15 protein-coding genes are annotated in these 23462 nt (G+C 59.6%); 13 read left to right on the top strand and 2 right to left on the bottom strand.

Annotated elements, in window-relative coordinates; genetic code table 11:
- The first annotated feature begins 136 nt into the window (after positions 1 to 136).
- From GUY37_RS04285 to GUY37_RS04295, 3 genes are all read left to right on the top strand, one after another.
- Positions 137 to 2257 carry an acyltransferase family protein gene (locus GUY37_RS04285; protein WP_166822622.1) on the top strand — a complete coding sequence of 707 codons (2121 nt, stop codon included), beginning with the start codon at positions 137 to 139 and terminating at the stop codon, positions 2255 to 2257.
- 107 nt (positions 2258 to 2364) lie between these two features.
- Complete coding sequence (locus tag GUY37_RS04290; protein WP_166822625.1) at positions 2365 to 5016, top strand: glycosyltransferase family protein; 2652 nt, start codon at positions 2365 to 2367, stop codon at positions 5014 to 5016.
- Between the two features lie 314 nt (positions 5017 to 5330).
- The gene (locus GUY37_RS04295; RefSeq protein WP_166822628.1) at positions 5331 to 6953 is read left to right on the top strand and encodes a glycosyltransferase; all 1623 of its coding nucleotides are present in this window, start codon (positions 5331 to 5333) and stop codon (positions 6951 to 6953) included.
- A 51-nt stretch (positions 6954 to 7004) separates the two neighbouring features.
- Here GUY37_RS04295 and GUY37_RS04300 read toward each other — a convergent pair whose 3' ends face one another.
- Positions 7005 to 8282: a CDP-glycerol glycerophosphotransferase family protein gene (locus tag GUY37_RS04300; RefSeq protein ID WP_228278458.1), complete on the bottom strand. Its 1278-nt coding sequence runs from the start codon at positions 8280 to 8282 to the stop codon at positions 7005 to 7007.
- 252 nt (positions 8283 to 8534) lie between these two features.
- Here GUY37_RS04300 and GUY37_RS04305 point away from each other — a divergent pair, with 252 nt between their 5' ends.
- The 5 genes from GUY37_RS04305 to GUY37_RS04325 all read left to right on the top strand — a co-directional run bounded on the left by GUY37_RS04305 (position 8535) and on the right by GUY37_RS04325 (position 15019).
- Complete coding sequence (locus tag GUY37_RS04305; RefSeq protein ID WP_166822631.1) at positions 8535 to 10313, top strand: CDP-glycerol glycerophosphotransferase family protein; 1779 nt, start codon at positions 8535 to 8537, stop codon at positions 10311 to 10313.
- Between the two features lie 26 nt (positions 10314 to 10339).
- Complete coding sequence (locus tag GUY37_RS04310) at positions 10340 to 11017, top strand: IspD/TarI family cytidylyltransferase (protein ID WP_266096664.1); 678 nt, start codon at positions 10340 to 10342, stop codon at positions 11015 to 11017.
- Positions 11007 to 12116: an NAD-dependent epimerase/dehydratase family protein gene (locus GUY37_RS04315; RefSeq protein WP_166822637.1), complete on the top strand. Its 1110-nt coding sequence runs from the start codon at positions 11007 to 11009 to the stop codon at positions 12114 to 12116. Before GUY37_RS04310 ends, GUY37_RS04315 begins: the two co-directional genes overlap by 11 nt.
- Before the next feature lie 101 nt (positions 12117 to 12217).
- The gene (locus tag GUY37_RS04320; protein WP_166822640.1) at positions 12218 to 13636 is read left to right on the top strand and encodes a polysaccharide pyruvyl transferase family protein; all 1419 of its coding nucleotides are present in this window, start codon (positions 12218 to 12220) and stop codon (positions 13634 to 13636) included.
- 27 nt (positions 13637 to 13663) lie between these two features.
- The gene (locus tag GUY37_RS04325) at positions 13664 to 15019 is read left to right on the top strand and encodes a polysaccharide pyruvyl transferase family protein (RefSeq protein ID WP_166822644.1); all 1356 of its coding nucleotides are present in this window, start codon (positions 13664 to 13666) and stop codon (positions 15017 to 15019) included.
- A 105-nt stretch (positions 15020 to 15124) separates the two neighbouring features.
- On the opposite strand, the gene GUY37_RS04330 is transcribed toward GUY37_RS04325, so the two are convergent.
- Positions 15125 to 16942 (bottom strand): glycosyltransferase family 2 protein, encoded by a 1818-nt coding sequence (locus tag GUY37_RS04330; protein ID WP_166822647.1) that lies wholly within the window; start codon positions 16940 to 16942, stop codon positions 15125 to 15127.
- Between the two features lie 233 nt (positions 16943 to 17175).
- Between GUY37_RS04330 and GUY37_RS04335 the strand changes: the two genes are divergently transcribed.
- The 5 genes from GUY37_RS04335 to GUY37_RS04355 are packed head-to-tail and all read left to right on the top strand — an operon-like array spanning position 17176 to position 23449.
- A complete protein-coding gene (locus GUY37_RS04335) occupies positions 17176 to 18201 on the top strand; it encodes a TetR family transcriptional regulator C-terminal domain-containing protein (RefSeq protein WP_228278352.1) in 1026 nt (341 codons plus the stop codon).
- An 11-nt stretch (positions 18202 to 18212) separates the two neighbouring features.
- A complete protein-coding gene (locus GUY37_RS04340; RefSeq protein ID WP_166822650.1) occupies positions 18213 to 19760 on the top strand; it encodes an ABC transporter substrate-binding protein in 1548 nt (515 codons plus the stop codon).
- Position 19761: 1 nt separating this feature from the next.
- Positions 19762 to 20715: an ABC transporter permease gene (locus GUY37_RS04345; protein WP_152347442.1), complete on the top strand. Its 954-nt coding sequence runs from the start codon at positions 19762 to 19764 to the stop codon at positions 20713 to 20715.
- Positions 20712 to 21629, top strand: coding sequence for an ABC transporter permease (locus GUY37_RS04350; protein WP_166822653.1), 918 nt, complete (start codon positions 20712 to 20714; stop codon positions 21627 to 21629). Before GUY37_RS04345 ends, GUY37_RS04350 begins: the two co-directional genes overlap by 4 nt.
- A complete protein-coding gene (locus tag GUY37_RS04355) occupies positions 21629 to 23449 on the top strand; it encodes an ABC transporter ATP-binding protein (RefSeq protein WP_166822656.1) in 1821 nt (606 codons plus the stop codon). Before GUY37_RS04350 ends, GUY37_RS04355 begins: the two co-directional genes overlap by 1 nt.
- Positions 23450 to 23462 lie beyond the last annotated feature (13 nt).

Genomic DNA, 23462 nt, shown 5'->3' on the forward strand with positions numbered 1-23462 from the left:
TTGCTTCCGGTCGGACACGCGGACGACTTCGTCGCACGTCCTTTTGGCATAGCGCCGTGAGCTTCCAGCCTGAAATATGACACTGACCGCAGTCGGGTCCGACCTAACTGTATGAGAAACCGAGTGGAGCCATTTGATGCAGTCGACAGCTACCGTTGCTGAAAACCCCCCGCGAAGGACTCCTACACCCAAGTCCTCGGGTTTTCGCTCCGATATCCAAGGGCTGCGCGCTCTGGCTGTGGGAATCGTTCTGCTCTATCACCTGTGGCCCGACCGCTTTGTCGGCGGGTTCGTCGGCGTCGACGTCTTCTTCGTCATCTCCGGCTTCCTCATCACCAGCCACCTCATCAAATCTCCTCCACGGAGTTGGGGAGATGTGGCAAAGTTCTGGGCACGACGGGTTCGCCGCCTGCTGCCGGCATCGTTGCTCGTCCTCTTCCTCGTCGGCATCGCAACGTTCCTCGTCGCCCCACAATCGATCTGGGCCGACACAGGACGACAGATCCTCTCCGCAGGGCTCTACGTCGTCAACTGGGATTTCGCCATATCCAGCGTTGATTACCTGGCCGCAGACAACGCTCCCTCTCCGGTGCAGCACTTTTGGTCGCTGTCGGTCGAAGAGCAGTTCTACTTCGTCTGGCCGATGATCATCAGCTTGGCCTTCCTCGCCGGGACCAAGTTGGGCCGGTCAAAACGGGTCATAGGGTTCACTGTCCTCGGAATCTTCCTCGCCTCCTTCGTCTTCTCTATCTGGTATACGGCTGCTGAACCTGCAATGGCCTACTTCATCACCCCGACCCGGATGTGGGAGCTGGCCACGGGCGGCCTTGTCGCCGTCTTCGTTCTCTACATTCGCCCCGAACGGCTGCCGTTCAGCTCACTGCTCGGGTGGATCGGTCTCGCCGGGATCGTGGCCGCCACCTTCCTCATCCGCGCTGACATGCCGTTCCCCGGTTACATCGCGCTCGTCCCGGTGGTGTCGACGGCGCTCGTCATCCTTGCCGATTCCAGGGGACGGGCCTCCGTGCTTCCGCTGCTGTCGCTGCGGCCCGTCCGCTTCCTCGGCGACATCTCCTACTCCGTCTATCTCTGGCATTGGCCCCTCATCGTTCTCGTGCCCTACCTGTCGGCAAAGCTGGGGGCTTCGGAAGGCCTCGGGGTAGCGGACAATATCGCCATCATCATGGTCTCGATCATTGCCGCCTGGGGCTCGACGACATGGGTCGAGAACCGATTCCGGAAATCTTCTTTCTTCAGCACTTCGACGAGAACCTTCGCGTTCGCGGCGCTTGCCATGGCTCTCGTCGCCGCACTCGGATTCAGCCAGATGGTCGTCGCCAACACCATCATCGAGCAGAACGAGGAGAAGCTGCAGGCCCAGTTGGATGACCCCGACTCCTGCCTCGGCGCCGGGATCCTCCTCCCCGGTGCGACAGACAACCCCAACTGCGAGGACAAGGACTCGCTGCAGATGGAACCCGCTGCTGCGAAGACAGATAAGTCGAAGGCGTACGCCGACGGCTGTTGGGCCAGTGCCCCATATTCGAGCAAACCCGAATGCACGTACGGGGATGGGTCGAAGCATGTCGCACTTGTCGGCAATTCTCATGCCGGCCATTGGTTGCCGACGCTTGAGCGTTTGGCCGACGAACATGATCTGACGATCACCACATTCCTCGCCTCGAACTGCAGCATTTCAACCTTGCCTCAGGAACTGTCGACACCGGAAGAGGCCAAGGGATGTCAGGACTATGCCGACTGGGTCACTGAACGAACGACCGAAGGCGGCTTCGACGCAGTCATCACTTCGGAACGACAGTCCACGCCGCTGGAAGGCATGGATTGGAAAGAAACCGAAGAGAAGGCTCCTGAAGGCCACCGCGAGATCCTCCAACGTTGGGTCGACGCGGACCTTGACGTGGTGGTCATTCGGGACACCCCATACCCCGGCGGGACTGATATCAACGTGCCTGATTGTGTCGCTAAGCATGAAGACGACCTCGAACAGTGCTCCGGAACCCCAGAATCATGGCACTGGATGGATCCGCTCGCGGCCTCGGCGAAGAAAATCGATTCGAAGAGAATGTCGGTCATCTACCCCCAGGACTGGTTCTGCCCGGACGGGCGATGCGAGCCGGTGATCGGGGGAGTCATCACCTACTTCGATACTGCTCACATCACGGCCACCTATGCCCAGACGCTGGCTCCCCAATTCGGCGCGAGCCTGCGCCGAACCGGATTGAGCACGTTCGACTGATACTCGAAGACACAGATTCATCGAACTGACAGTCGAGTCGGATAGCGTGTGCCTGATCAACCTCAACCAACGACCGTTCACCGAAATCTCTGCAAAGGACTATGAGAGTGACCACTGGACGAAACGCCGCTGACCGCTACCTCAGCAAGGGCCGAGAACTGGCGAAACCTGTGATCCACGGAATCGCTCGTCGTGCCCTGCCAGTGGTCGAAAGAGCATCAGGGACGAAATACGTTCGCGAACGGGCTGCCGGCGGAAAGGGAAAGTCGGCCGCTGCATCGAAGACGAACGCCGCACGGACCGCGCGCGCCTATCAGAAACTGGCCTCGGGTCTTCCTGGGGGGACAGCCGCCGACACCGACGGTTGGACATCTGCTCCGTCTGCGCGAGAAGTCGATGCCAAGTCACGTCAGTTGGCGCGGCTCAAAGCGCACTCGACTCTGTCTGATTCCCTTGCCCAGGGGTCGACTTTCGAAAGCGCAGCTGTTGCCGCCGGCAGGGCCCTCCTCGCCGAGGGACTGCAGGCGGATGCCGTGTCGATGGGGCTGAGTCTTCGCAACACGCCCGCTTCCGAGGAAATCGGCAGGGTGCTTTTGGGTATGTCTTATCAACGTTCGTCAGACCCGGAGGTCGCCTGGGCCGAGTTCGAACGGCTCGAAGACCGGGATCTCATCGTCGCTGCGGCTGAGGAGTACTACCCGACGGCGATCGACACACTCGGCGAAGCGGCACTGCCTCTGTTGGAACGTTCGAACGAGTCGGGAGAGACTGATCATTGGAGTTCCAAAGCCGTTCTGCGCACGGCGGAGGCGGCATTCTGCATCGACGCCTTCGACCACGTTCGCACGCTTGTCGAGTCACGCCTGCAGAACGACGACGAACAGATCAACGCTGCGGTGCGCTACGAACTCACTCGAATGCTCGACTGGCTTCCCGGCGGTCGACACTTGGAGCCTCTGCCGACGACCGAGGGCACTCGCAATTTCGGTGTACTCAGCTACGATCAGCCGGGCATTCGCTCGCGCAACGTCGGCGACTACATTCAGACACTTGCGTCGATCGGACATCTGCTCCGGTACGAGAACCTCACATTCTCCGGCGACAAGGGTCTGACCGACCTCTTTGCGAAGCTTCGCAGATCAGTCAAAGAGGAACGGAAATATGCCGGCCCTCAGGCGGAGCTCAATCTGGTTGAGGTCTACCGGGACGGCAATGTGTACCAGGACATCCCGGAAGACACTTGGTACATCGCTTTCGGCTGGTACATGCACGACATCTTCGGAAAGTCATTCAACATTCCGTTCCACCCGAACCTTCGTCCGATCCTGCTGTCAGTGTTCGTGCGGTACCCGGAGATGCTCACTCCAGACGCAATCGCCTATCTGAAGAAGTACGGCCCGGTCGGATGTCGAGACTGGCAGTCAGTTGCGGTCCTGCGCGCGGTGGGAGTTCCTGCCTTCTTCTCTGGCTGCTTGACCACGACGGTAGACACGCTCTTCCCCGCACCTGCGTCTGACCACCGGTCTGGCACGCTCCGTGTCGATTGGCAGAAAGACAACAAGGGACCGAAGAAGAAGCAGACCGTCACCGCCATTCGCGACAAGTCGTTTCCGGAGAACCTCGAGCTCGCTCGCAATTGGGTTGCGGACTATGCCTTTAAATACAAGCAGGTCCTCACCTCTCGTCTGCACGCCAACCTGCCGGCTCGTTCGGTGGGCGCAGAGGTCGAATTCGAACCAAAGAACAAGTCGGACTCTCGCTTCGGCGGACTCATCGGCATCAACGAAGCCGAATTCGACGCGATCCGCAACGGTATCCTCGACAAACTCTCTATCCTTCTTCCTCTCATCGCGACGGGCGCACCCGAAGACGAGGTCTACGCGAAATGGGCAGAGATCACCGCAGACGACATGGCTTTCGCCGACGACTATCTTGACTCCGCCCGATTGCCCGAAGTTCACAGCTCTGCGATCGCGGATGCGGTGAGCGCGGCCGAACGGCCTGTCCCCGAACCTGAGGTCACAGATGTCTTCATGACGGTGGAAAAGGGCGAAGAGCCTCTGGTCTCGACCGCAGTTGAGACCATTGACACACATGCCTCACAGCGCTATCGAGTGTGGTTGCCATCGGGTGCGCTGAGCCCCGCGCAAGCCGAAGACCTCCAATCTCTCCTATCCAACGGAGAGGTTCATGTTCTGGCACCGGTGTCGTTCGACGGCATCTCCGATGCGAACAACCTCGTTCAGGCCCTGCTTCCGGCCCTGTTCCCCGACCACGAGCGCATCGTCGTTGTGCCGGCTGCCGCAGAAGTTTCAGTCGATATCGTCCAACTTTCGACTGTTGATCACGGAGATGCTCTTGTCGCGGCGAAGCACGACGTCAGGAAGAACCGAGCCAGTGGGCTCACTCTGATGAGGCGGATAGCCAGCGGGTTCGGAGATGACCACGTCGGCGCTCTCAAGTTCGTCTTCGCCAGCCACTCCGGCATGAGCGAGGACTTCGCCCCATTCGATCCGCAGATCGCCGTCCTCAACCTGAATGCGCTTCGCAGCAACAACATCGTCGAGAGTGTCCTGGGTCTGTTGGCAGACATCGATATCAGCTATGCCGACGCCCTGCAGATCGCGGTCGGCGGGCGCTACCGGGACCTCGACAGCGAATGGAACGTGCGCGCACAGTGGGAGACTTCCGACGATCCCAGAATCGTCAATTGGAGACGTCAGAGCCGCCATTACGGGCAGATGGCATTGCATCGGTGAACTTCGCCGTTTGCAGCACTGCCGCACGCTTCAGCTGAGGAGAGGTAACAACTGTGAGTCCGATTGCTCGGCCGTCCGGCGGGACCGGCGACGAGAGCCGACCTTCATCCGTGCCTCCGCCAGGAACTGACGAAGTGCACGTCTACAACGTCTTATGGGGCATCCCCGAATCCATGGGAGGGATGACGACAGCTGCTCTCCGCCGGATACGGAGTTTCCAGAAATACGGCAGATCGCTGTCGCAAACCTTGCTGACTTTCAGCCCTCGGATGGATCCTGACGAGATTCGGGAACGATTGGTCTCCTCAGGACGAATGCGTGATGACGTCGAGCTGGTGAACATTTGGCAGGATCTGCGGAGGAGATCCGATCACGAACTTGCGCGCCTTGAGGGGGAATTGCCGCGGAGTCCGATCCCGACCGCGGACGGTGAACTTGAGAACATCACCGCCTTCTACGATGTCGTCCGCAACGCGCGCAGCGGCAAGATCGTTCGCCGCAATTACTTCAGGGGAGACGGAAGTCTTCTGGTCGCTGACATTCAGGATCCTAAGCTGGGCAGAAGGTTCGTCCTCCATTCCCTGAATGGAACGCCGACTGTGGAGTGGAGACGGCCGCGAGATTTCTACAACGCCTGGATCAGGGCAGTTGTGAACAAGGAACCCGCTGTCGTCATCGTCGATGACAAGAAGGTCAGCGAGTTCATCCATGAGATATCGGATCGGAACTTCGGACTCGTCCTGTTTCTTCACGGAACACACCTTCGTCATCCGTGGAATGGCGATCACGGCCAAGTGCTTCCCCGCAGAGTCGATACAGTGCGCAACCTTGACCGCTTCGACGTGGTTGGTGTGCAGACGCGGCAGCAAGCGGAAGCTGTCCGAGCCATCGGGTTCACTGAAGACAACATCAGGCTTCTGACCGGTGAGCTGCCGGCGGGATCGGTGCTGTCGGAAGCTACGAAAGAACGGTCGATGGACAAGGCCGTGATGATCGCCAACCTCATAGAGCTCAAGCGCGTCGATCATCCGATTCGGGCGGTGGCGGGACTGCGTGACCGCGGTCTCGACGTGTCTTTGACGATCCTGGGGGAGGGGCCGGAGCGGTCCCGGCTGGAAAAGCTTATCGATGCTCTCGGAGTTCGTGACCGGGTGGAGCTGCCGGGCTACGTGAGTGATGTCGCGGACAGGTTGAAATCTGCCTCTTTCTCCGTGCTGACGAGTACAAGTGAAGGGCTCCCACTGTCGATGATGGAAGCAATGGGCGCCGGATGCGTTCCCATCGTCTACGACATCACCTACGGTCCGAGGGACTTGATCGAACAAGGTCGGAACGGCTTCATCACGCCGTGGAGCGATATCGACGCGCTGGCCGATCAGATCGAGGAATTCCTCTCCCTGGAGACGGACCAAGTCGATGCCATGCGTAGAGCAGCGATGAAGACTGTCGAGCGTTACCTCCCTGAAGCCGGATACCGACGCTGGCAGAGTGCGCTTGAAGAGCTGAGACTGACGAACCTGCCCAGCGATTCAATCGAAGAGCCGACACCACCGATCACAGCCAGGAAGCTCAAATGCGAGGCGACGCCTCGAGGATGCCGACTCGAGCTCGAAATCGACCACATTCACCCGACGGTTGCTGAGAGCTTGCAAATGGTCATTGCAGGCCGGAAACGAAACACATTCTTCATCGCCGGAAAGCCCGAGATTTCGGCTCGCAGATTTGGTCAGAGGACGGTTCTCGCCTTCAACGTGGACTACGAAAGCTTCTCAGAGTCTGCGAACGAGACCTTCGACGTCTACCTGCGAAGACCTCACGATCTGTGGACGTCGAAGCGCAGAATCCGCACCCCGAACGGGTTTCGTTCCAGAAGGGCGGAGGCTTGGGAATGGTATTCGACGACTCATGGAAATCTATCCGTCCGACCTCAGTCTTGATACGGCGACCTGAGGACCACTCGTAGAACCGCGCGGATAGGAGATTACGAGCTATTCGTCGCTGGACTCGGCGTTGACGCTCTCTGAATGGAAGCTCTCCAGCTCGACGGTGCGATCGGCGATCAGCTTGGACACCGCCTCGGTGAACAGCGCGGACGACGAACCCTTTCCGCCTTCACCGAAGTAGTACTGCCTCAGCTCGTGTCGGGCCTCCGCTGCCGTGTCCTTCGAGAACATCTCCGTGAGCATCGACTCGGCGCCATTGATCGTAGACGCATCGATGACGGGGGTCGCACGACTGATCGGCGCTTCGGCATTGAGCGTGGCGGCGTCGTTTCGACGATCGGTCAGTGCGAGCGGCTTGTCCGAATGAAGATAGAGGAAATCGAGGCCGACGCTGGAGATGTCGGTAATGAGCAGGTCAACCGTGTCGAACATAGCGAGGATATCTCCCTGCATGAGCACCTGATGCTGCAGAATCTCGTCAGCAATGGTTTCATTGGCTGCCTCGATAAGTTCTAGGATTCGGGTATTCGCTTCGGTCATCGCCGGATCCTTCGACGATTCCACCCGGGGATGAGGCTTGTAGATCACACGGGTGCCAGGAATCTGTAGAGCGGCTTCGACGATCTGTGGTCCGAAGAGATCGACCGAAGTGTAGTTGTTCGACTCGTTCTCCCCTTCCCAGGTGGGTGCGTACATGATCGTCCGGGCCGCCGACGGTTGAAGCTCCGATGGCCTGTCGATGTCCAGCTGCGGCCGTCCCACCTTGACCAGCGCGGATTCATCGAAGTCGATGAGGGCTCTTCGGTGTCGTTCGACTGCAGCATCTCCGGCAACGAAGACCTTGTCATAGGATTTGGCCTGGTTGGACACCATGCTCAACTTGTCCGATTCACCGTGATTGACATGAACATGAACCATCGGCGCGAAGGCCAGGGACTGGAAGTTCGTCACCCCGTTATTCACGTAGATTGCCAATTTGAATTCATTCGCGTGGTAGAAGGTGTGCAAAGTGTCGAACCGTCGTTTGAAGACAATCGGCAGGCGTGTGGCTTCCAGCGCACTCGTCAAGGCTGAGCCCTTCCTCAGCACCAGGACGACCCGGTGCCTTCTGTGCAGCTCTTCGAGTACTGGAATCCACTGTTCGAGCTGATAGAACTTCGAGCTGCGATCACCGAAGTAGACCACTACGTCAGCCTTGACGTAGCTGCCGTCGAACTCGTCCTCCAGGCGATTCCACCGCTCGGTGCCTCGAATCCATCGGCTTGTACTTTTCCAAACACGTGATTGCAACGCGCTGCGAGCGATTGATCGGACGGGGTTCATCACAGTTCGAACTCCTCGTGGTCTCATGGTCTCGGAAACGATGGCGGAAACTCGAAGGCATGGCCCCGGTTCCTGAGCCAGAGTATCTCCTCGAGCACAATGCCGAGCACAGAACAGAACTTCCACCTGCCTGCCGAAACCGGTGTCGGAGAGTTTCCGGGGCTTCATCGACAACTGCTAGGCTACCAACGTTAACCGAAGGTAAATGAGAAGCGTTGGTTGTGTGCAACCGGGGCCCGGTAAGGGGAATCTGTGGTAGATGAGCTGACAATTGAAGGAATCTCGTGGGAACGTGTGATTCTGTCATTTGTCGTCAGGTTTCCCGGTGCTGCTCCTGATTCCTTCTACCTGACGCCCAATTCTCGACCGTATGAGGTCGAGCTTCCAATCCGGTCGGAGTCGCTGGGGGATGGGCGTTTTCGATTGACGATCAATGTCACGCAGTTCAATCGACGAGCTCAGGTTCCGAACGGGACCTACTATCTCATCGCGCAACGCGGTGAGGATGTCTACCCGGCCTCTTATCCGCTTGAGCGGGCAGAAGAGCTTGGTGATGCATCACGCGCTTTCGTCTATAACAAGAACTTCTCAGCCTACACAGTCACGTTCGGCGTCTCTGACGATGAAGCCGCACCGTACTTCTTGATGCGTGCCTACTCCTTTGGGCGGTCGGGAAAGAAGCCTTCGTCTGTAGCTGCGCGGTTGAAGTCGAAAGCAAAGAAGAAGTGGAAGTCGACTAAGCGCAAGGCACTGCGGAGCGTGTTCGCCCTTTCATCCTTCAGGCGGCCCTCTGACGGAAGCAATATCCTCTTCGCGTCAGAAGCTCGCCCGAATATGCAGGGCAATCTCAAAGCAGTCCATGATCGTATGCTCGAGCGTGGCCTCGACTCAGATTTCAACTTCGGCTACTCGTTCCGCACCGGGCGGACGAGCAGTCGCCAAAGCGCCTTCGCCTTGGCCTGGGAGATGGGCAAGGCGAACACCATCCTCATCGATGACTATTTCGCTATTCTCAAAGATCTGGGTAACCGAGACGAGCAGAAGATCATCCAGCTGTGGCACGCCGGCAGTGGGTTCAAGTCAGTGGGATACAGCCGATTCGGACAATACGGATCCCCGAACCTTCGCAACGCCCACCGGCTGTATTCCTATGCGATATGTGGTTCTCAGCACTTGCGAGACGTCTACAGCGAGGCCTTCGGGATCGAGCGGGAGGCGGTCATCGCGACCGGCCTTCCGCGGATCGATGGATTTTTGCGAGAAGGGCGTGCAGAAGAGGTCCTCGTTGATTTCGAAAAGCAGTTTCCCTCCGCGAAAGGCAAACGTAAGATCCTTTTCGCCCCTACTTTCCGAGGTCGCGGTTCGGGGGACGCGCACTACGACTATGAGCAGATCGATTTCCGTGAACTCTACAATTCCTGCGGAGCAGGTACGGTCATCCTCTTCCGGCAGCATCACTTCGTTCCGGACCCGGCCCCCATCCCACCGGAGTTCGCAGATCGCTTGATCGATGTCGCGTCCTACCCGGATACGAATGACTTGATGTTGATCTCTGATGTGCTCATCACTGACTACTCGTCGGTCATCTACGAATACGCGTTGCTTGAGCGCCCGATGCTCTTCTTCGCTTACGACCTTGATACCTATTCGGCGACTCGTGGGATGCACAAGGACTATCGCGAAGCTGCTCCTGGAAGTATTGCAACCACTTTCGATCAGCTTGTCGAGCTCATCCGAATGCCTGAGCTGAGCAATGAGAAAACGATGGAGTTCGTCAAAGAGAACTTCGACTACGTGGATACGCATAACTCGGACAGAGTGATCGATTCGTTGATTCTCAGCGAGCCTGTCGGCGGATACGAGTCGGCGGATTTGGAGGCCGAAGACCGGATCTCGGAGCGTGTGGGCGAGGAGGATCCTGGAGCTCCCGGCCAAGAAGATCAGCTGAACGAACCCACAGATGAATACGCCGACAGCAGTGACAAGAACGAAGTAGAGGACGAGGAGAACCAATGGCAAACATCGCAGTAGTCTTCGCTGGGGGCGTCGGCGCCCGAATGGCGCACAGTTCCCGTCCCAAGCAGTTCCTTGAGATCCACGGCCGTCCGGTGATCGTGCACACTCTCGACGTATTCGAGCAGCACCCGGAGATCGATGCAATCGCTGTGGCTATCCTGCCTCAGTATCGGGAGCACCTCGAGAGGCTCGTGAAACGATACGAACTGACCAAGGTGAAATGGATCGTCGACGGCGGATCCACCGGACAGGAGTCACGGCATAACGCGCTCAAAGTCGTTGCCGAACACCACGATCCGGACAGCATCGTGCTCATCCACGACGGTGTTCGTCCTCTGATCGACGCTGACCTCGTTTCCCGGAACATCGAGAGCGCGCGTGAATTCGGTTCGGCCGTCACCTGCACAAAGATGACTGAGACGGTTGTCGTCGAAGAAGGATCAGGAATCAAAGAAGTCATTCCCCGCGACCCGTTGTGGACAGCTCAGGCTCCCCAGACATTCCCTCTCAAAGATGTCTTGGCAGGCTATGATCGTGCAGTCGCTGAAGGCGAGAATGATTCCATTGACACATGCACACTGATGAACGGCTTCGGGTATCAGGTTCATCGGGTTGAGGGTCCACGGACGAACATCAAGATCACCACTGCCTCGGACTACTATGTCTGCCGCACATTCCTCACCCTGATCGAAGACAGGGAGGCCTTCGGTGGCGAATGAGGACCGGTCGGTCGACTCAGGTTCGGAAGCCACTGACGTCGTTCTCTTCGATACGCCGGTGTTCTCCGAGGATGTCGCACGCATCTCCGCGGCTCGGTTGCCGTGGGAGCAGTATCGGAATGCGGAGATTCTCGTCACCGGTGCCTCCGGCATGATTCCCATGTACATAGTCGGTTCGCTGCTGGCAGCGAACGATGCCTACGACCTCGGACTTCATGTCACGGGAATGGTGCGCAACCGAGAAAAGGCCGAACAGAGATTCGGCTCCGCGCTCAAACGCTCAGATTTCACTCTGCTGGCTGGCGACGTCATCGACACGAAGCGTTTCGAACGCAAGTTCTCGACGATCTTCCACGGCGCCTCTCCGGCTCGACCGAGCTTGCATAAGTCGTCTCCCGTCACGACCCTTAAGGCGAATACCCTCGGAACGATCAACCTCCTTGACGCGCTTGTCGACGCACGCGGGAGGTCCTTTGTCCTCCTGTCCTCGTCGGAGGTTTACGGGGCGGTCAAAGGCAGCGGCCTTATCAGCGAAGACGACGAGGGAACGTTGCAGCATTTCGCGCCGCGCGCCAGTTACTCAGAAGGCAAACGCATCGCCGAGACCGCGCTGGCTGCCTATGCTGATGAGTTCGGTATCAGGGGACTCAGCCTGCGTTTCGGGCATATCTATGGCCCTGGGATGGCACTTGATGACGGTCGAGTACAGGCGGATTTCCTTGCCGACGTAGTTCGCGGTCGCAATGTGCGGATGATGAGCGCCGGTGCCGCGACCCGGACATACACGTACGTTGCGGACGCCGTGGAGGGGCTGTTCTTTGCCCATCTGCATGGTGAGGGACAGGTCTACAACGTCGCCGATCCCGCTGGGAACATCAGCATCCGTGAGCTGGCCGAGACCTTTGCCGCGGCACGGCCAGAGATGAATCTCGCGCTGGACTTCGTCAATCCGGAGGACGGGCGATCGTTTTCACCGGTTGCCTCACTCGGTTTGGACGCTGCAAAGCTCACCGGTCTTGGTTGGGTCGCAGGAACATCGCTTGCCGACGGCGTTTCCCGGACAATTCAGACGTTTGAAGATGGCCCAGCCATCGTCTGAGAGAAAACACGCGATACTTGTTGCACTTACCAGTTGGCACGACGTGCAACAATCTCGGTAACGGCGTTGATCGTTGCATTGATGAGGAGACCTGAACGACTATGAGCCCCACCAGAATTCTTCTGCTGACAAACCGTGATTCGGACAATGTCGGAGACCAGATCATCGAGGCCACAGTCCTGTCCATCATCAAAGGCGTGATGAAGAATCTTGGCTTCGGCACCGATGACTTCGTCATATCAAGCCGTGCTGCAGGAATCATCTCGAGAAGATACATGGCCACCAAAGACCCAGAGCTGTTGACAGCGGCTCGGGACGAGATCTCGAAAGCTGATCTGATCATCTTCGGTGGGGCCCCGCTCTTCAACTATGCTTATCAGAATTTCTATCGTCGAACGATCGTCACTCTGGAACTCGCGCAAGAGTATGGCGTTCCTGTGATCTTCTCGAGTATCGGTGTGGAGAAGTTCGATGCGACGAACGAAAAGAGCCAGGCTCTCAAAAAGGCGCTTGAACTTCCGGTGGTCAGGCAGATCACCACGCGAGATGACATCGAATCACTGCGCAAATATGCCCAAGGCACAAACGTACCGGTTGCCCATGTTGCCGACCCCGCAGTATTGGCCGATATCGTTTATCGCAAGAAACCTGAGCCTGCCCCGGCACCTAAGCCAGTGCCGTCCGTTCCCGTGCGAGCAAAGCGGAAACTCAAGCGAATCGTCAAACGCATTGTCGCCCGGTCAGCTGCATCCAACGTGGCTAAGCCCGCGACCACCCCGGTTCAACCTGTTGCCAAAGCGCCAGTTGCTGCGGAACCGAAGCCTCAACGTATCGGCCTGGTTGTCACCAGGGCGGGAATTTTCGCTGACAACCGCATCGACTTCAGTGAAGATGATCAGCGTAGATTCTGGCTCGAGACGATCGCACTGCTCGAAGAGAAGGGATACGACTACCGTCTCTTCACCACTGGGCATTTCTCAGATGAGGTATTCCTCGACACCCTTATCAAGTCCTCTGGTATTCCGGCTAAAAAGGCTGCAGTTACGGTGAATTCTCCAGACGAACTCATTCGCGAACTGCGTGGGTGCAGCGGGGTCATTGCATATCGGCTGCATGCGAGCATCACGTCATTTGCACTCGGCGTTCCCTCTATCGGACTGTCGTGGAACTTCAAGGTGCCGTATTTCTACGAATCCGTGGGCTATGGGGATCGCGCGCTGAGTCCGGAAGAGTGGCAAGCCGAGAAGGTCGTTCCCGCGATCGAGCGTGCAATGAAGGACGGCATCGTCAAAGACGAAGAATTCCTCAAGTCCGTCTACAACACCCTGTTTACGGGGATCCGAGACGTGCTCGCTCCCGGCAATCCTGCAACCCCCTACGAATTCTCGGAGCTCTGGGAAGGGATGCCGCGGCAATTGGCTACTGGTTCCAAGGGCTACCGCGATAAGGTCAACCGGAAGCTGCGTCGTACTTACGAGAACTACCAGAAACTATATGACAAAGCACAGTCAACGGATTGATTGTGGACGCTAGAGAAAGAGCCAATCGTGGCACGCACTGAAGTTCTGCTGCTGACTAACCGAGATTCTGACAATATCGGTGATCAGATTATTGAAGCCTCTGTTATAAGCCTGTTGAAAGCGGCTGCAGAGAACCTTGGAATTGCATCAGATTCGTTCATTGTTCGCAGCCGAGCCGCCAGCATCATCAGCAAGAAATACATGAGCACGGGTGACGAGTCTCTGCTCGAGCCGGCTCGACGAGCCATTTCCAGGGCTGACGTAGTAGTCTTCGGCGGAGCGCCATTATTCAACTACGTCTACCAAGTCTTCTACCGGCGAACTATCCGGACGGTCGAACTTGCCGAGGAGTACGGGGTCCCTGTGCTCTTCTCCAGTATCGGCGTGGAGCCCTACAATGACGCAGACGAACGTTCGCTGGCGCTGCAGACTGCGCTGAGGAAACCCGTCGTTCGCCAGATCACCACCAGAGACGATCTGGAATCGACACAGAAATATGTTGAGGGGACAGGGATTCCTACGGCGCTCGTGTCTGACCCCGCTGTCTTCGCTGATTCGGTGTTTGAGAAGGTGCGTCCAATTGACGATCCGCGTGGACGCAGCCGGAAACGTATCGGCCTCGTCGTCACCAGGTCCGGTGTGTTCCCCGACAACGGAATTCCTTTCAGTGAAGCAGATCAGCGCAATTTCTGGCTTGGGGTGATCGACGAGCTGACCGCGAGAGGCGACGACTATCGACTGTTCACCACTGGTCATTTCGACGATGAGATCTTCCTCGATTCTCTGGTTCGACACCATGGGGTGCAGGGGAAGAATGCTGCCGTCACTCTCAACTCGCCAGAAGAGCTCATCGAACAGCTTCGTAGCTGTGATGGTGTCATCGCCTATCGTCTTCACGCGTCGATCACATCGTTCGCCTTCGACATCCCTTCAATCGGGCTGACGTGGAATTTCAAGGTTCCGGATTTCTACCGTTCTGTTGATTATCCGGAACGAGCGCTGGAGACGGCAGATTGGAAGCCTTCGACAGTTCTCAGCGCACTCGACAGAGCTATGAGCGAGGGAGTGGAGAAGGACGACGATTTCATGATCTCGGTCTATCGAACCCTGTTCTCAGGATTGAAAGACATCCTCAAACCCAGCGAACAGATCGAACCCTATTCACTGGAGGAGCTCCGGGAGAAGCTGCCACGGTATGCGGGTACTTCGCGCAAGCAGTACCAAGAAAAGATGCGACGAAAGCTTCGTCGATCGTATGGCTTCTACCAGGACAAGATTGCCGCAAACGCAGTGAAACCGTCCGCTGGACAGTCGGGTCGTACACAGCCGCAGTCGCTCCTGCGAAGTGTGAGGACTCGACTGAAGCGTGGATTGAAGCGATAGTGCGTCTCGAGATTCGGCAGACAGCGCAGATGACGGCCGATGCGTAAACGGGTGGTTGCGGCCAGTCCTGTTCAGGAGCTGATTCGTCCTCACAGGATTGCGTTCTCAGTCTCTTAGCTCAGCCAGTGCTATTTCGACTGAATTCCCTTCTGCATCTTTCAACTTGATCGCGCAGCCCTGCTTTTTTGCAGCTGAGCGAGGGATGACTATTGACGCTTGGTCAGTTGAATGGACGATGAGTCTGGCAGCCTTTGACCTGGCCGTACTGGTTGCCTGGTAGGACGCAGCCTTCATATTCGAAACCTGTCCACCGATCACAAGGACCACAGAACGTCCGACTTCGAACTGATCAACGACGTGCAGCTCATGTCTCTTGACGGGATCGAGATGCTTCTCAGTGGGTCCCAAGTCGACGGAAAGTCCGCCAGATTGGTCGAAGAACACGACGCCTTCGACCGGATCACCGATCAGGCGCGGAGCAATATCCAATCCTGGTGCCCGGGACAATCCTAAACGCTCACGCACCACCGTAGATGACCACTTCGCTTTGATGAATATTTCCCAGATGCCCGAATCGGCCAATTTCGAGATTGGAACTTCGTTTGAGAATCTCACTCGGGTACCGAATCTTCGAGTGTATGTTCGAGATGTGTCGATCTTAGACGTGACCTTTGTTCCGAGCTTACGGTGGCGAAAGATGATGTGGGCGCTGTCAGGAGCGCGGTCTAAGCCGGCGACTCCGAACTCTCCCCGGATAGTGATCGCGTCTGCCGTCGAAGTAATCGACTCGAGTGATTGGTGGAGCCTGACACGCAGGTCGCCCACGCTGTCACCCGCGCGGGGTTTATAGACCAATTGTGCGTGTTCCTCATCGAAACTGAGAGGGACTGGCTTCTTGTCCGCCAAAAGACGACTGACGGTCTCAATTTCGTCGATGTCGCCGCGAACGGCAAGGTCTACCAGGATCTGTGACTCGGGCACGCCGTGGTCACGAATGTTTGAGTTCCAAAGGGGCGCGACTACTTCGCGGAACTCCTTCACCATGGCTTCACGTTCAGCTCGGTCGTGAGTAGCAAGCATCTTCTTTCCGAACACAGACTTGACCCCGGCTGCTCCGATGATCGGACGCCGGAGTAGATGGTCGCGACGCTCGCCTGGCTCAGTATTGTCGTCGATTGTTTTGATGAGGGTAAGGATTCGAGAAAGATGCTTTCGCGGAGGTTGACCGGTTGCGGTGATATTAGTTCCGTCGTCTCTGCCTCGGAGCCAATAATAGACCTGGTCAGCCAGTATCGAAATGTGCGGGCTGTGAAGATAGGCCTTCATCGTGAACGGTTGATCTTCGCCTATCTTGTAGCCGAGCGGGAATCGGATGTCATGGTCCATCAAGATCGACCTGCGGAACAGTTTCCATGCTCCGAGCGTCGAATGTGCCTTGGAATCGATGAAATCGACGGCGAAAAGTGTCTTACCGAAAGCAGTCGAAGGTACATTTCCGGCCCTCTTCTCCCCGAACAGTCCCATCTTGCCGAGTACGACCCCTGAGCCTGTGCTGTCCGCGACCTCGGTCAGCCGGGAGAGTGCATTGGGGGAGAATTTGTCATCCGCGTCGAGGAAGAAGACGTAGCGGCCACGGGCTCGTTCGAGTCCAAAGTTGCGGGGCGCAGCAGCAGAGCCACTGTTGGGAATCGAGTGGACGTGAAGGTCGATGCAGTCCGCAGCCAGTTCGTTGAGCATATTCAGTGAATTGTCTGTCGACCCATCGTCCACAGCAATAATCTCTAGTGCTCCGGCGTGCATGTCCTGGGCTCTTACGGATTCGATCGTTTCCTGGATGTACTTTTCGCAGTTGTACACAGGGATGACCACGCTGACATCAACCCCGGTTGGGTCGGGGACTGTCGTTGCGGGCAATTCAGTCATCTTGGCTCCAGAGCAATGTTCACATGTCGCGGGGGAACTCGCGCGAGCTACTATGCTACATCTGCTGTTGCGTGAATCTGGGGAGGCGCGTCGACTTTGAAAATGTGAGGGCCCCTGGTCGACGGCCCGAATCGAACGTGAGCTTCTGGCTGGCCCTGTGGCTGAACCACTCGAAACTATCAAATCCGTCAGTGTCTATTGCCAAAATCGCAACTTGTGTGCAGACTGTACAGGTGGTCACGACAAGCGAAGGTGCGGACAGCACACAGAATTCCCTGGTGCTCCGTGTCCGCAACGCCATCAAAGACGCGGGAATCAACCACAGCGAAGTCGCCCGACGGATCGGGCTCGACGCCTCCAAACTCTCGAAATCCCTGGCCGGGACCCGCAAGTTCCGGGTCGAGGAGATCTCAGGCATCTCCGAACTCACCGGAGTCACCACCGACTGGCTCACGACCGGTCGCAGGGCGGGGCCGCCTCGGCGGGTGATTGTCACCGACGTACCCGCCCAGCACCGTGAAGTACCGGACGTAGTCGATGACGGGACGCGCGCTGACGCACACGCTGCCGGGGGAGCTGCCGCCGGTCCGGCACCGACGAAGGAGTGGATGTCGAAGGGGACTCGCAATCGGCTGAAGATCATCGCGGCTGCCTGGTGGCTCTATGCCGATCTCGGCATCGACAAAGTCCGCACCGAAGACGTCGCGGACGCGGCCGGGGTGAGCGCCTCGGCGGTGAACTACCACTTCCGGACGAAAGACCAGCTGCTGCAGGCGGCCCTGCGCTACTCCCTCGATGTCATCGCCGAGACCCGCCACCTCAACGATTCCGCCGACCCCATCGGCGTGCTCCGCCACTTCGCACGCATCCATGCCGGAGTCGATCCGAAGATCCGGAGAGTGTGGTCGATCTGGCTCCAATGCTGGGCCCGTGCAGCCACCGACGAAAGCGCCCGCGCGAACCTCACCGCCGTCTACGGCGAATGGATGGACATGATCATGACAATCATCGACAGCGGCCAGCGCACGGGAGCGATCCGAACCGGCAACACCGCCCTCATGGTCAAATCCCTCTCGATCTTCATCGACGGCCTCGGCGTGGCCCGCACCACCGAGCACATGCCCATCACCGATGACGAGGCACTGACCATGCTCGAGAACTACCTCGCCGCTCACGTCCTCACCGGCGACACACACGACACCCGAACCCCGAAGTCAGACCGGGTCGCCGCTGCCGGCCGACCCGAACCGACGTCCTAGGAAGAAGGCACATGAGAACACCGAACCGAAGACAAGCGCTGGGCGCAGGCCTTGCCGTGGCCGGCGTCGCGGGCTTGAGCGCCTGCGGAGGCGGAGAGGTCGGCGCCGCCGATGCCGGCGACCCCGTCAAGGGCGGGACCCTGCGCGTCGGCGTCACCGGCGGCAATTCGGCCGACACCGTCGACGCCCATATTCCCGTCAACAACGGTGACGTCTGCCGTTCCGTCAACCTCTACAACGCCCTCTTCGGCTGGGACGACGACTCACAGGTCGTGCCGCTGCTGGCCGAATCGATCGAGGCCAACTCCGACTCCACAGTCTGGACGTGCACGCTCAAGGAGGGCATCAAGTTCTCCGACGGCAAACCGATCACCCCCGAAGACGTCGTCTTCACCTTCGAGCGGATCAACGACCCGGACGATCCGAAGACTGCGGCCGCGAACTTCTCCATGCTCGACAAGGTCGTCGCCAAGGGAGACCGGGCCGTGGAGTTCCGACTCAATGAGGCCAACGGCCTGTTCAAGGATGCCGTCGCCGAATACACCGCCGGCATCGTGCCCGTCGGCTACGACCCGAAGGATCCGGTGTGCTCCGGGCCGTTCAAACTCAAGTCCTTCACCGCCGCCCAGTCGACCGTGCTCGTGCCCAACGAGTACTACTTCGACCACGACAAGCTCTACCTCGATGAGGTGGAGGTGCTGAACTTCAACGACGACGACGCCCTCATCAACGCCCTCCTGTCCACACAGGTCGATGCGATCGCCGGCATCCCGCTGGCCCTCGTCGAAGTCATCGGCGCCGACGAGCGCATGACCATCCTCAACTCGAAGACCGGCATGTGGCTGCCCTTCACCATGCGCGTGGACAAGAAGCCCTTCGACGACGTCAAGGTCCGACAGGCCTTCCGCCTCGTCGTCGACCGCCCGCAGATGATCGAACAGGTGCTCTCGGGCTACGGGACGCTGGGCAACGACATGTTCGGACCGCTGAGTGAGAACTACCCGAAGTTCCCACAGCGCAAACAGGACATCGACAAAGCGAAGAAGCTCCTCGCCGAGGCGGGCTACCCCGACGGGCTCGAGGTCGAACTCGTCACCGCCCCCATCCAATCCGGCGCCGTCGAATCCGCGCAGGTCTTCGCCCAGCAGGCCGCCGACGCCGGAATCACGGTCAAGATCCGCAAGGTCGACGCGACGACGTTCTTCGGCGACGAGTATCTGCAGTGGGACTTCGCTCAGGACTTCTGGTACACCCGCGACTTCATGCCGCAGGTCATCGCCTGCTCCCTGGCCGAATCACCGTTCAACGAAACGCATTGGGACGACCCGCAGTTCAACAAGGTCTTCGCCAAGGCCCGCGCCATCCCCGACGCCGGGGAGCGCCGGGACCTCGAGCACGAGCTGCAGAAGATGCTCTATGACGACGGCGGGTACATCGTGTGGGGCTTCGCCAACCAGGTCGACGCCTTCCAGAAGTACGTGGGAGGCCTCGTCCCCAACTCCACAGGACGGCCCCTGAGCGGTTGGAGATTCGACCGCGTGTGGATCGGAGAGGTGTGACATGTTCGGAAAAGTGATCGGAAAGCGGCTGCTCTTCTCCGCGTTCATCCTCATCGCGGTCTCACTGCTCGTCTTCGGCGCCACCCTGCTGCTGCCCGGCGACGCCGCGCGAGCCATCCTCGGCCAGCAGGCCACGCCTGAGCGCATCGCGGCCCTCAACGAACAGCTCGGACTCAACCAACCCGCCTGGCAGCGCTACCTCACCTGGCTGGGCGGACTCTTCGTCGGAGACTTCGGAACCTCCTCGGCGACGGGCGGACCGGTCTCCGAACTCCTCGGCGATCGGGTCTGGGCGTCCTTCGTCCTCATGGGACTGGCCGCGATCATCTCCGTGCCGCTGGGCATCGGACTCGGCGTCTATCAGGCCCTGCACCGCGGCGGTCGCCGCGACCAGGGGATGACCGGCATCAGCCTGGTGCTCGCGGCCATGCCCGAGTTCGTCATCGGCATCGGGCTCATCGCGATCTTCGCCACCTCGGTGTTCCAGATCCTGCCCGCCGTGACCCTGGCCCCGCCGGGCGAGCCCGTCTGGAACCGGCCTCAGCAGCTCATCCTGCCGACCCTGACCCTCATCCTCGTCGTCACCCCCTATATCGTGCGGATGATGCGGGCCACGATGATCGAGGTTCTCGATTCCGGATTCGTCGAGATGGCCCGGCTCAAAGGTGTCCCTGAGAAGCGCGTGATCATGCGCCACGCCGTGCCCCATGCGCTCGGTCCCGTCGCGCAGGTCGTGGCGATCCAGCTGGCCTGGCTGGCCGGCGGCGTGGTCGTCGTCGAGTTCCTCTTCCGCTACCCGGGACTCGGGCAGGCGCTCATCGACGCGGTGACCTACCGTGACGTGCAGGTCGTCCAGGCGATCTCCATGCTCGTCGCCGCCGTCTACGTCGTGGTGAACCTGGCGGCCGATGTCGTCGGCATCCTCACCAACCCGAAACTGAGGAGTGCAGCATGAGCACCGATGCGAACAGTCTCGACGACCTCAAATCCGCGGCCACCGACGCCGCCGAGGTGCCCAAGGAATCCCAGACCACCTACGTCCCGTTCTACAAGCGGGTGCTGGCACAGAAGCAGGGCAAGATCGGCCTGACGATCACCGTCGTCATCGTCGTGCTCTCCCTGTGCGGGCCGCTGCTGCTGCCGTGGGCGACGGGCAACACCGCCACCGAGTTCGTCACGAAGCCCTTCAGCCCCTACGGGCTCTTCGGCTCCGACAACCTGGGCCGCGATGTGCTCTCCCGGTTCCTCGCCGGTGGTCTGACCCTCATCGTCTACGGCGTGCTCGCTACCGTCCTCGGCATGGTCGTCGGTGCTCTCCTCGGCATGCTCGCCGCCTATGTCGGAGGCACGTTCGACGCCGTGATCATGCGGCTCAATGACGTCATTCTCGCCATCCCGCAGCTCGTGTTCGCCCTCCTGGCGATCACCGTGCTCGGACCGCAGGGATGGGTGCTCGTGACCGTCATCGGTCTCACCCACGCACCACGCATCGCCCGCGTCGCGAGGTCCGCGACCCTGGGCGTCATCACCGAGGACTACATCAAGGCAGCGGAGATGTACGCGATGCCCCGGTGGAAGGTGCTCATCCGTGAGCTGCTGCCCAACATCACCGGACCGCTGAGCGTGGAGGCAGGCCTGCGCCTGACCTACTCGATCGGCTACATCGCCTCGCTGTCCTTCCTCGGACTCGGCCTGCAGCCGCCCGCGGCTGACTGGGGTCTGATGATCAACGAGAACCGCATCGCCCTGTCCATCCAACCCTGGGGTGTGCTGCTGCCGGTCATCGCGATCGCACTGCTGACCATCGGCACCAACCTGCTCGCGGACTCCTTCGCCCGAGCCACTGCATCAACATCCGTGGAGGCATGATGATCCCGAAGACAGAGACCGTTCGCCACGATGATGCGAACGAACCGAACGAGAAGATCGTCCTGCGCGTGTCCGATCTGCGTGTGCTCACGAACGCCGGCGACGAGATCCTTCACGGAGTCGACTTCGCCCTGTCCCGCGGTGAGATCCTCGGACTCGTCGGCGAATCCGGTTCCGGTAAGACCACGGCCGGCCTGGCCTGCATGGGACACTTCCGAGAAGGTCTGAAGTTCGGATCCGGGTCCGTGAGCATCTGGCCGCGCGGTGATGCCTCCCATCTTGAGGTCGGCGACCTCGACGAGGTGGCCCTGCGAGACCTGCGCGGTTCCCGAATCGCGTACATCCCGCAGGATCCGGCGCTCTCGCTCAACCCCGCCATGCGCGTGGGTGAGCAGATCCGGGAAGTCCTCGACATCCACGGCTTCGGAGCCTCCGATCGTGAGCGAGCCGATCGCGTAGCCGAGGTGCTCGTCGACGTCGGCCTGCCCGGGGATCGGGCCTATCAGCGACGGTGGCCCCATCAGCTCTCCGGCGGTCAGCAGCAGCGCATCGGCATCGCCATGGCCTTCGCCATGTACCCCGACGTGCTCATCCTCGACGAACCGACGACCGGTCTGGACGTGTCCACCCAGTCGGTCGTGCTCGACACGATCCGGCAGATGACGGTGGCGAACAACGTCGCCGGTCTCTACATCACCCACGACCTCGCGGTGATCAAGGACATCTCCGACCGGGTCGCCGTGATGCTGCGCGGCAACCTCGTCGAAGAGGGCCCGGTGTCGGCAGTGCTCGAACGCCCGCAGCATGAGTACACGCAGATGCTCATGGCTGCGGTGCCCGACCTCGCCGGCCGCAAGACCATCGGCGACGGTGCCGCGGAAGCGAAGAAACCGTCCGCAGACGATGACAAGACGCACATCCTCGTCTCTGCGGGGGAGAAGCCCGGGGCCACGGATTCGAGGTCGGAGACGGAACCAGGCGGATCCGAAACGGACGCTTCGGGGACTGACGGGACGGTCGCCTCGGCGGGTCTCGAGTCAGCGGGGGAGGGCAGAGCCGCCTCGGCGAATGCGTCCCTGCTCGAGGTCACGGACCTGGCGCTCGCCTACGGGAAGGCGCAGATCCTCGACGGGATCAACCTGGTCCTGGAGCCGGGGGAGTGCACGATGCTGCTCGGGGAATCCGGGTCGGGCAAGACGACCCTGTCGCAGTGTGTGGCCGGGCTCAACGATGACTACACGGGGTCGGTGAAGCTGCGCGGCACGGAGCTGGCGCGGTCGACGCGCAAACGCACGAACGAGCAGCGGGTGGGCATCCAGTACGTGTTCCAGTCGCCGTTCTCCTCGCTCAATCCGCGGCGGTCGATCGGGCAGTCGCTGACGGTGCCCTTGGAGATGAGCGGCGAGGGAACGGCCGCGAGCCGCAAGGCCGCCGTCGAGGAAGCGCTCGATTCGGTGCGGTTGGGACGAACGTTCTACCACCGGCGCCCCGGCGACCTCTCCGGCGGTGAGCGACAGAGGGCCGCGATCGCCCGAGCGCTCGTCAACGCGCCGTCGGTGATGGTCTGCGATGAGATCACCTCGGCATTGGACGTCAGCGTGCAGGCCTCGATCGTCGCGCTGCTGCGGACCCTGCGGGAGGAGCGGCAGCTGGCGATGCTCTTCGTCACGCACAACATCGCGCTGTCACGGCACATCGCCGACAACCTCGCGGTGCTCAACAAGGGCAAGATCGTCGACTACGGGCCGACCGCCTCGGTGCTGGAGGACCCGTCACACGAGTACACGCGGGCGCTGATTTCGGACGTGCCGAAGTTCTGATGGGGTGGGCTGC

This window comes from Brevibacterium limosum, from assembly GCF_011617705.1.
GTDB classification, from domain to species: Bacteria; Actinomycetota; Actinomycetes; order Actinomycetales; family Brevibacteriaceae; genus Brevibacterium; species Brevibacterium limosum.

What these genes read in the sequence shown, in the direction of transcription:
- GUY37_RS04285 (WP_166822622.1), top strand. Translation starts at nt 137, where the DNA reads ATGCAGTCGACAGCTACCGTTGCTGAAAACCCCCCGCGAAGGACTCCT.
- GUY37_RS04295 (WP_166822628.1), top strand. Translation starts at nt 5,331, where the DNA reads ATGCGTGATGACGTCGAGCTGGTGAACATTTGGCAGGATCTGCGGAGG.
- GUY37_RS04300 (WP_228278458.1), bottom strand. Translation starts at nt 8,282, where the DNA reads ATGAACCCCGTCCGATCAATCGCTCGCAGCGCGTTGCAATCACGTGTT.
- GUY37_RS04310 (WP_266096664.1), top strand. Translation starts at nt 10,340, where the DNA reads ATGGCGCACAGTTCCCGTCCCAAGCAGTTCCTTGAGATCCACGGCCGT.
- GUY37_RS04320 (WP_166822640.1), top strand. Translation starts at nt 12,218, where the DNA reads ATGAGCCCCACCAGAATTCTTCTGCTGACAAACCGTGATTCGGACAAT.
- GUY37_RS04330 (WP_166822647.1), bottom strand. Translation starts at nt 16,942, where the DNA reads ATGACTGAATTGCCCGCAACGACAGTCCCCGACCCAACCGGGGTTGAT.
- GUY37_RS04340 (WP_166822650.1), top strand. Translation starts at nt 18,213, where the DNA reads ATGAGAACACCGAACCGAAGACAAGCGCTGGGCGCAGGCCTTGCCGTG.
- GUY37_RS04345 (WP_152347442.1), top strand. Translation starts at nt 19,762, where the DNA reads ATGTTCGGAAAAGTGATCGGAAAGCGGCTGCTCTTCTCCGCGTTCATC.
- GUY37_RS04350 (WP_166822653.1), top strand. Translation starts at nt 20,712, where the DNA reads ATGAGCACCGATGCGAACAGTCTCGACGACCTCAAATCCGCGGCCACC.
- GUY37_RS04355 (WP_166822656.1), top strand. Translation starts at nt 21,629, where the DNA reads ATGATCCCGAAGACAGAGACCGTTCGCCACGATGATGCGAACGAACCG.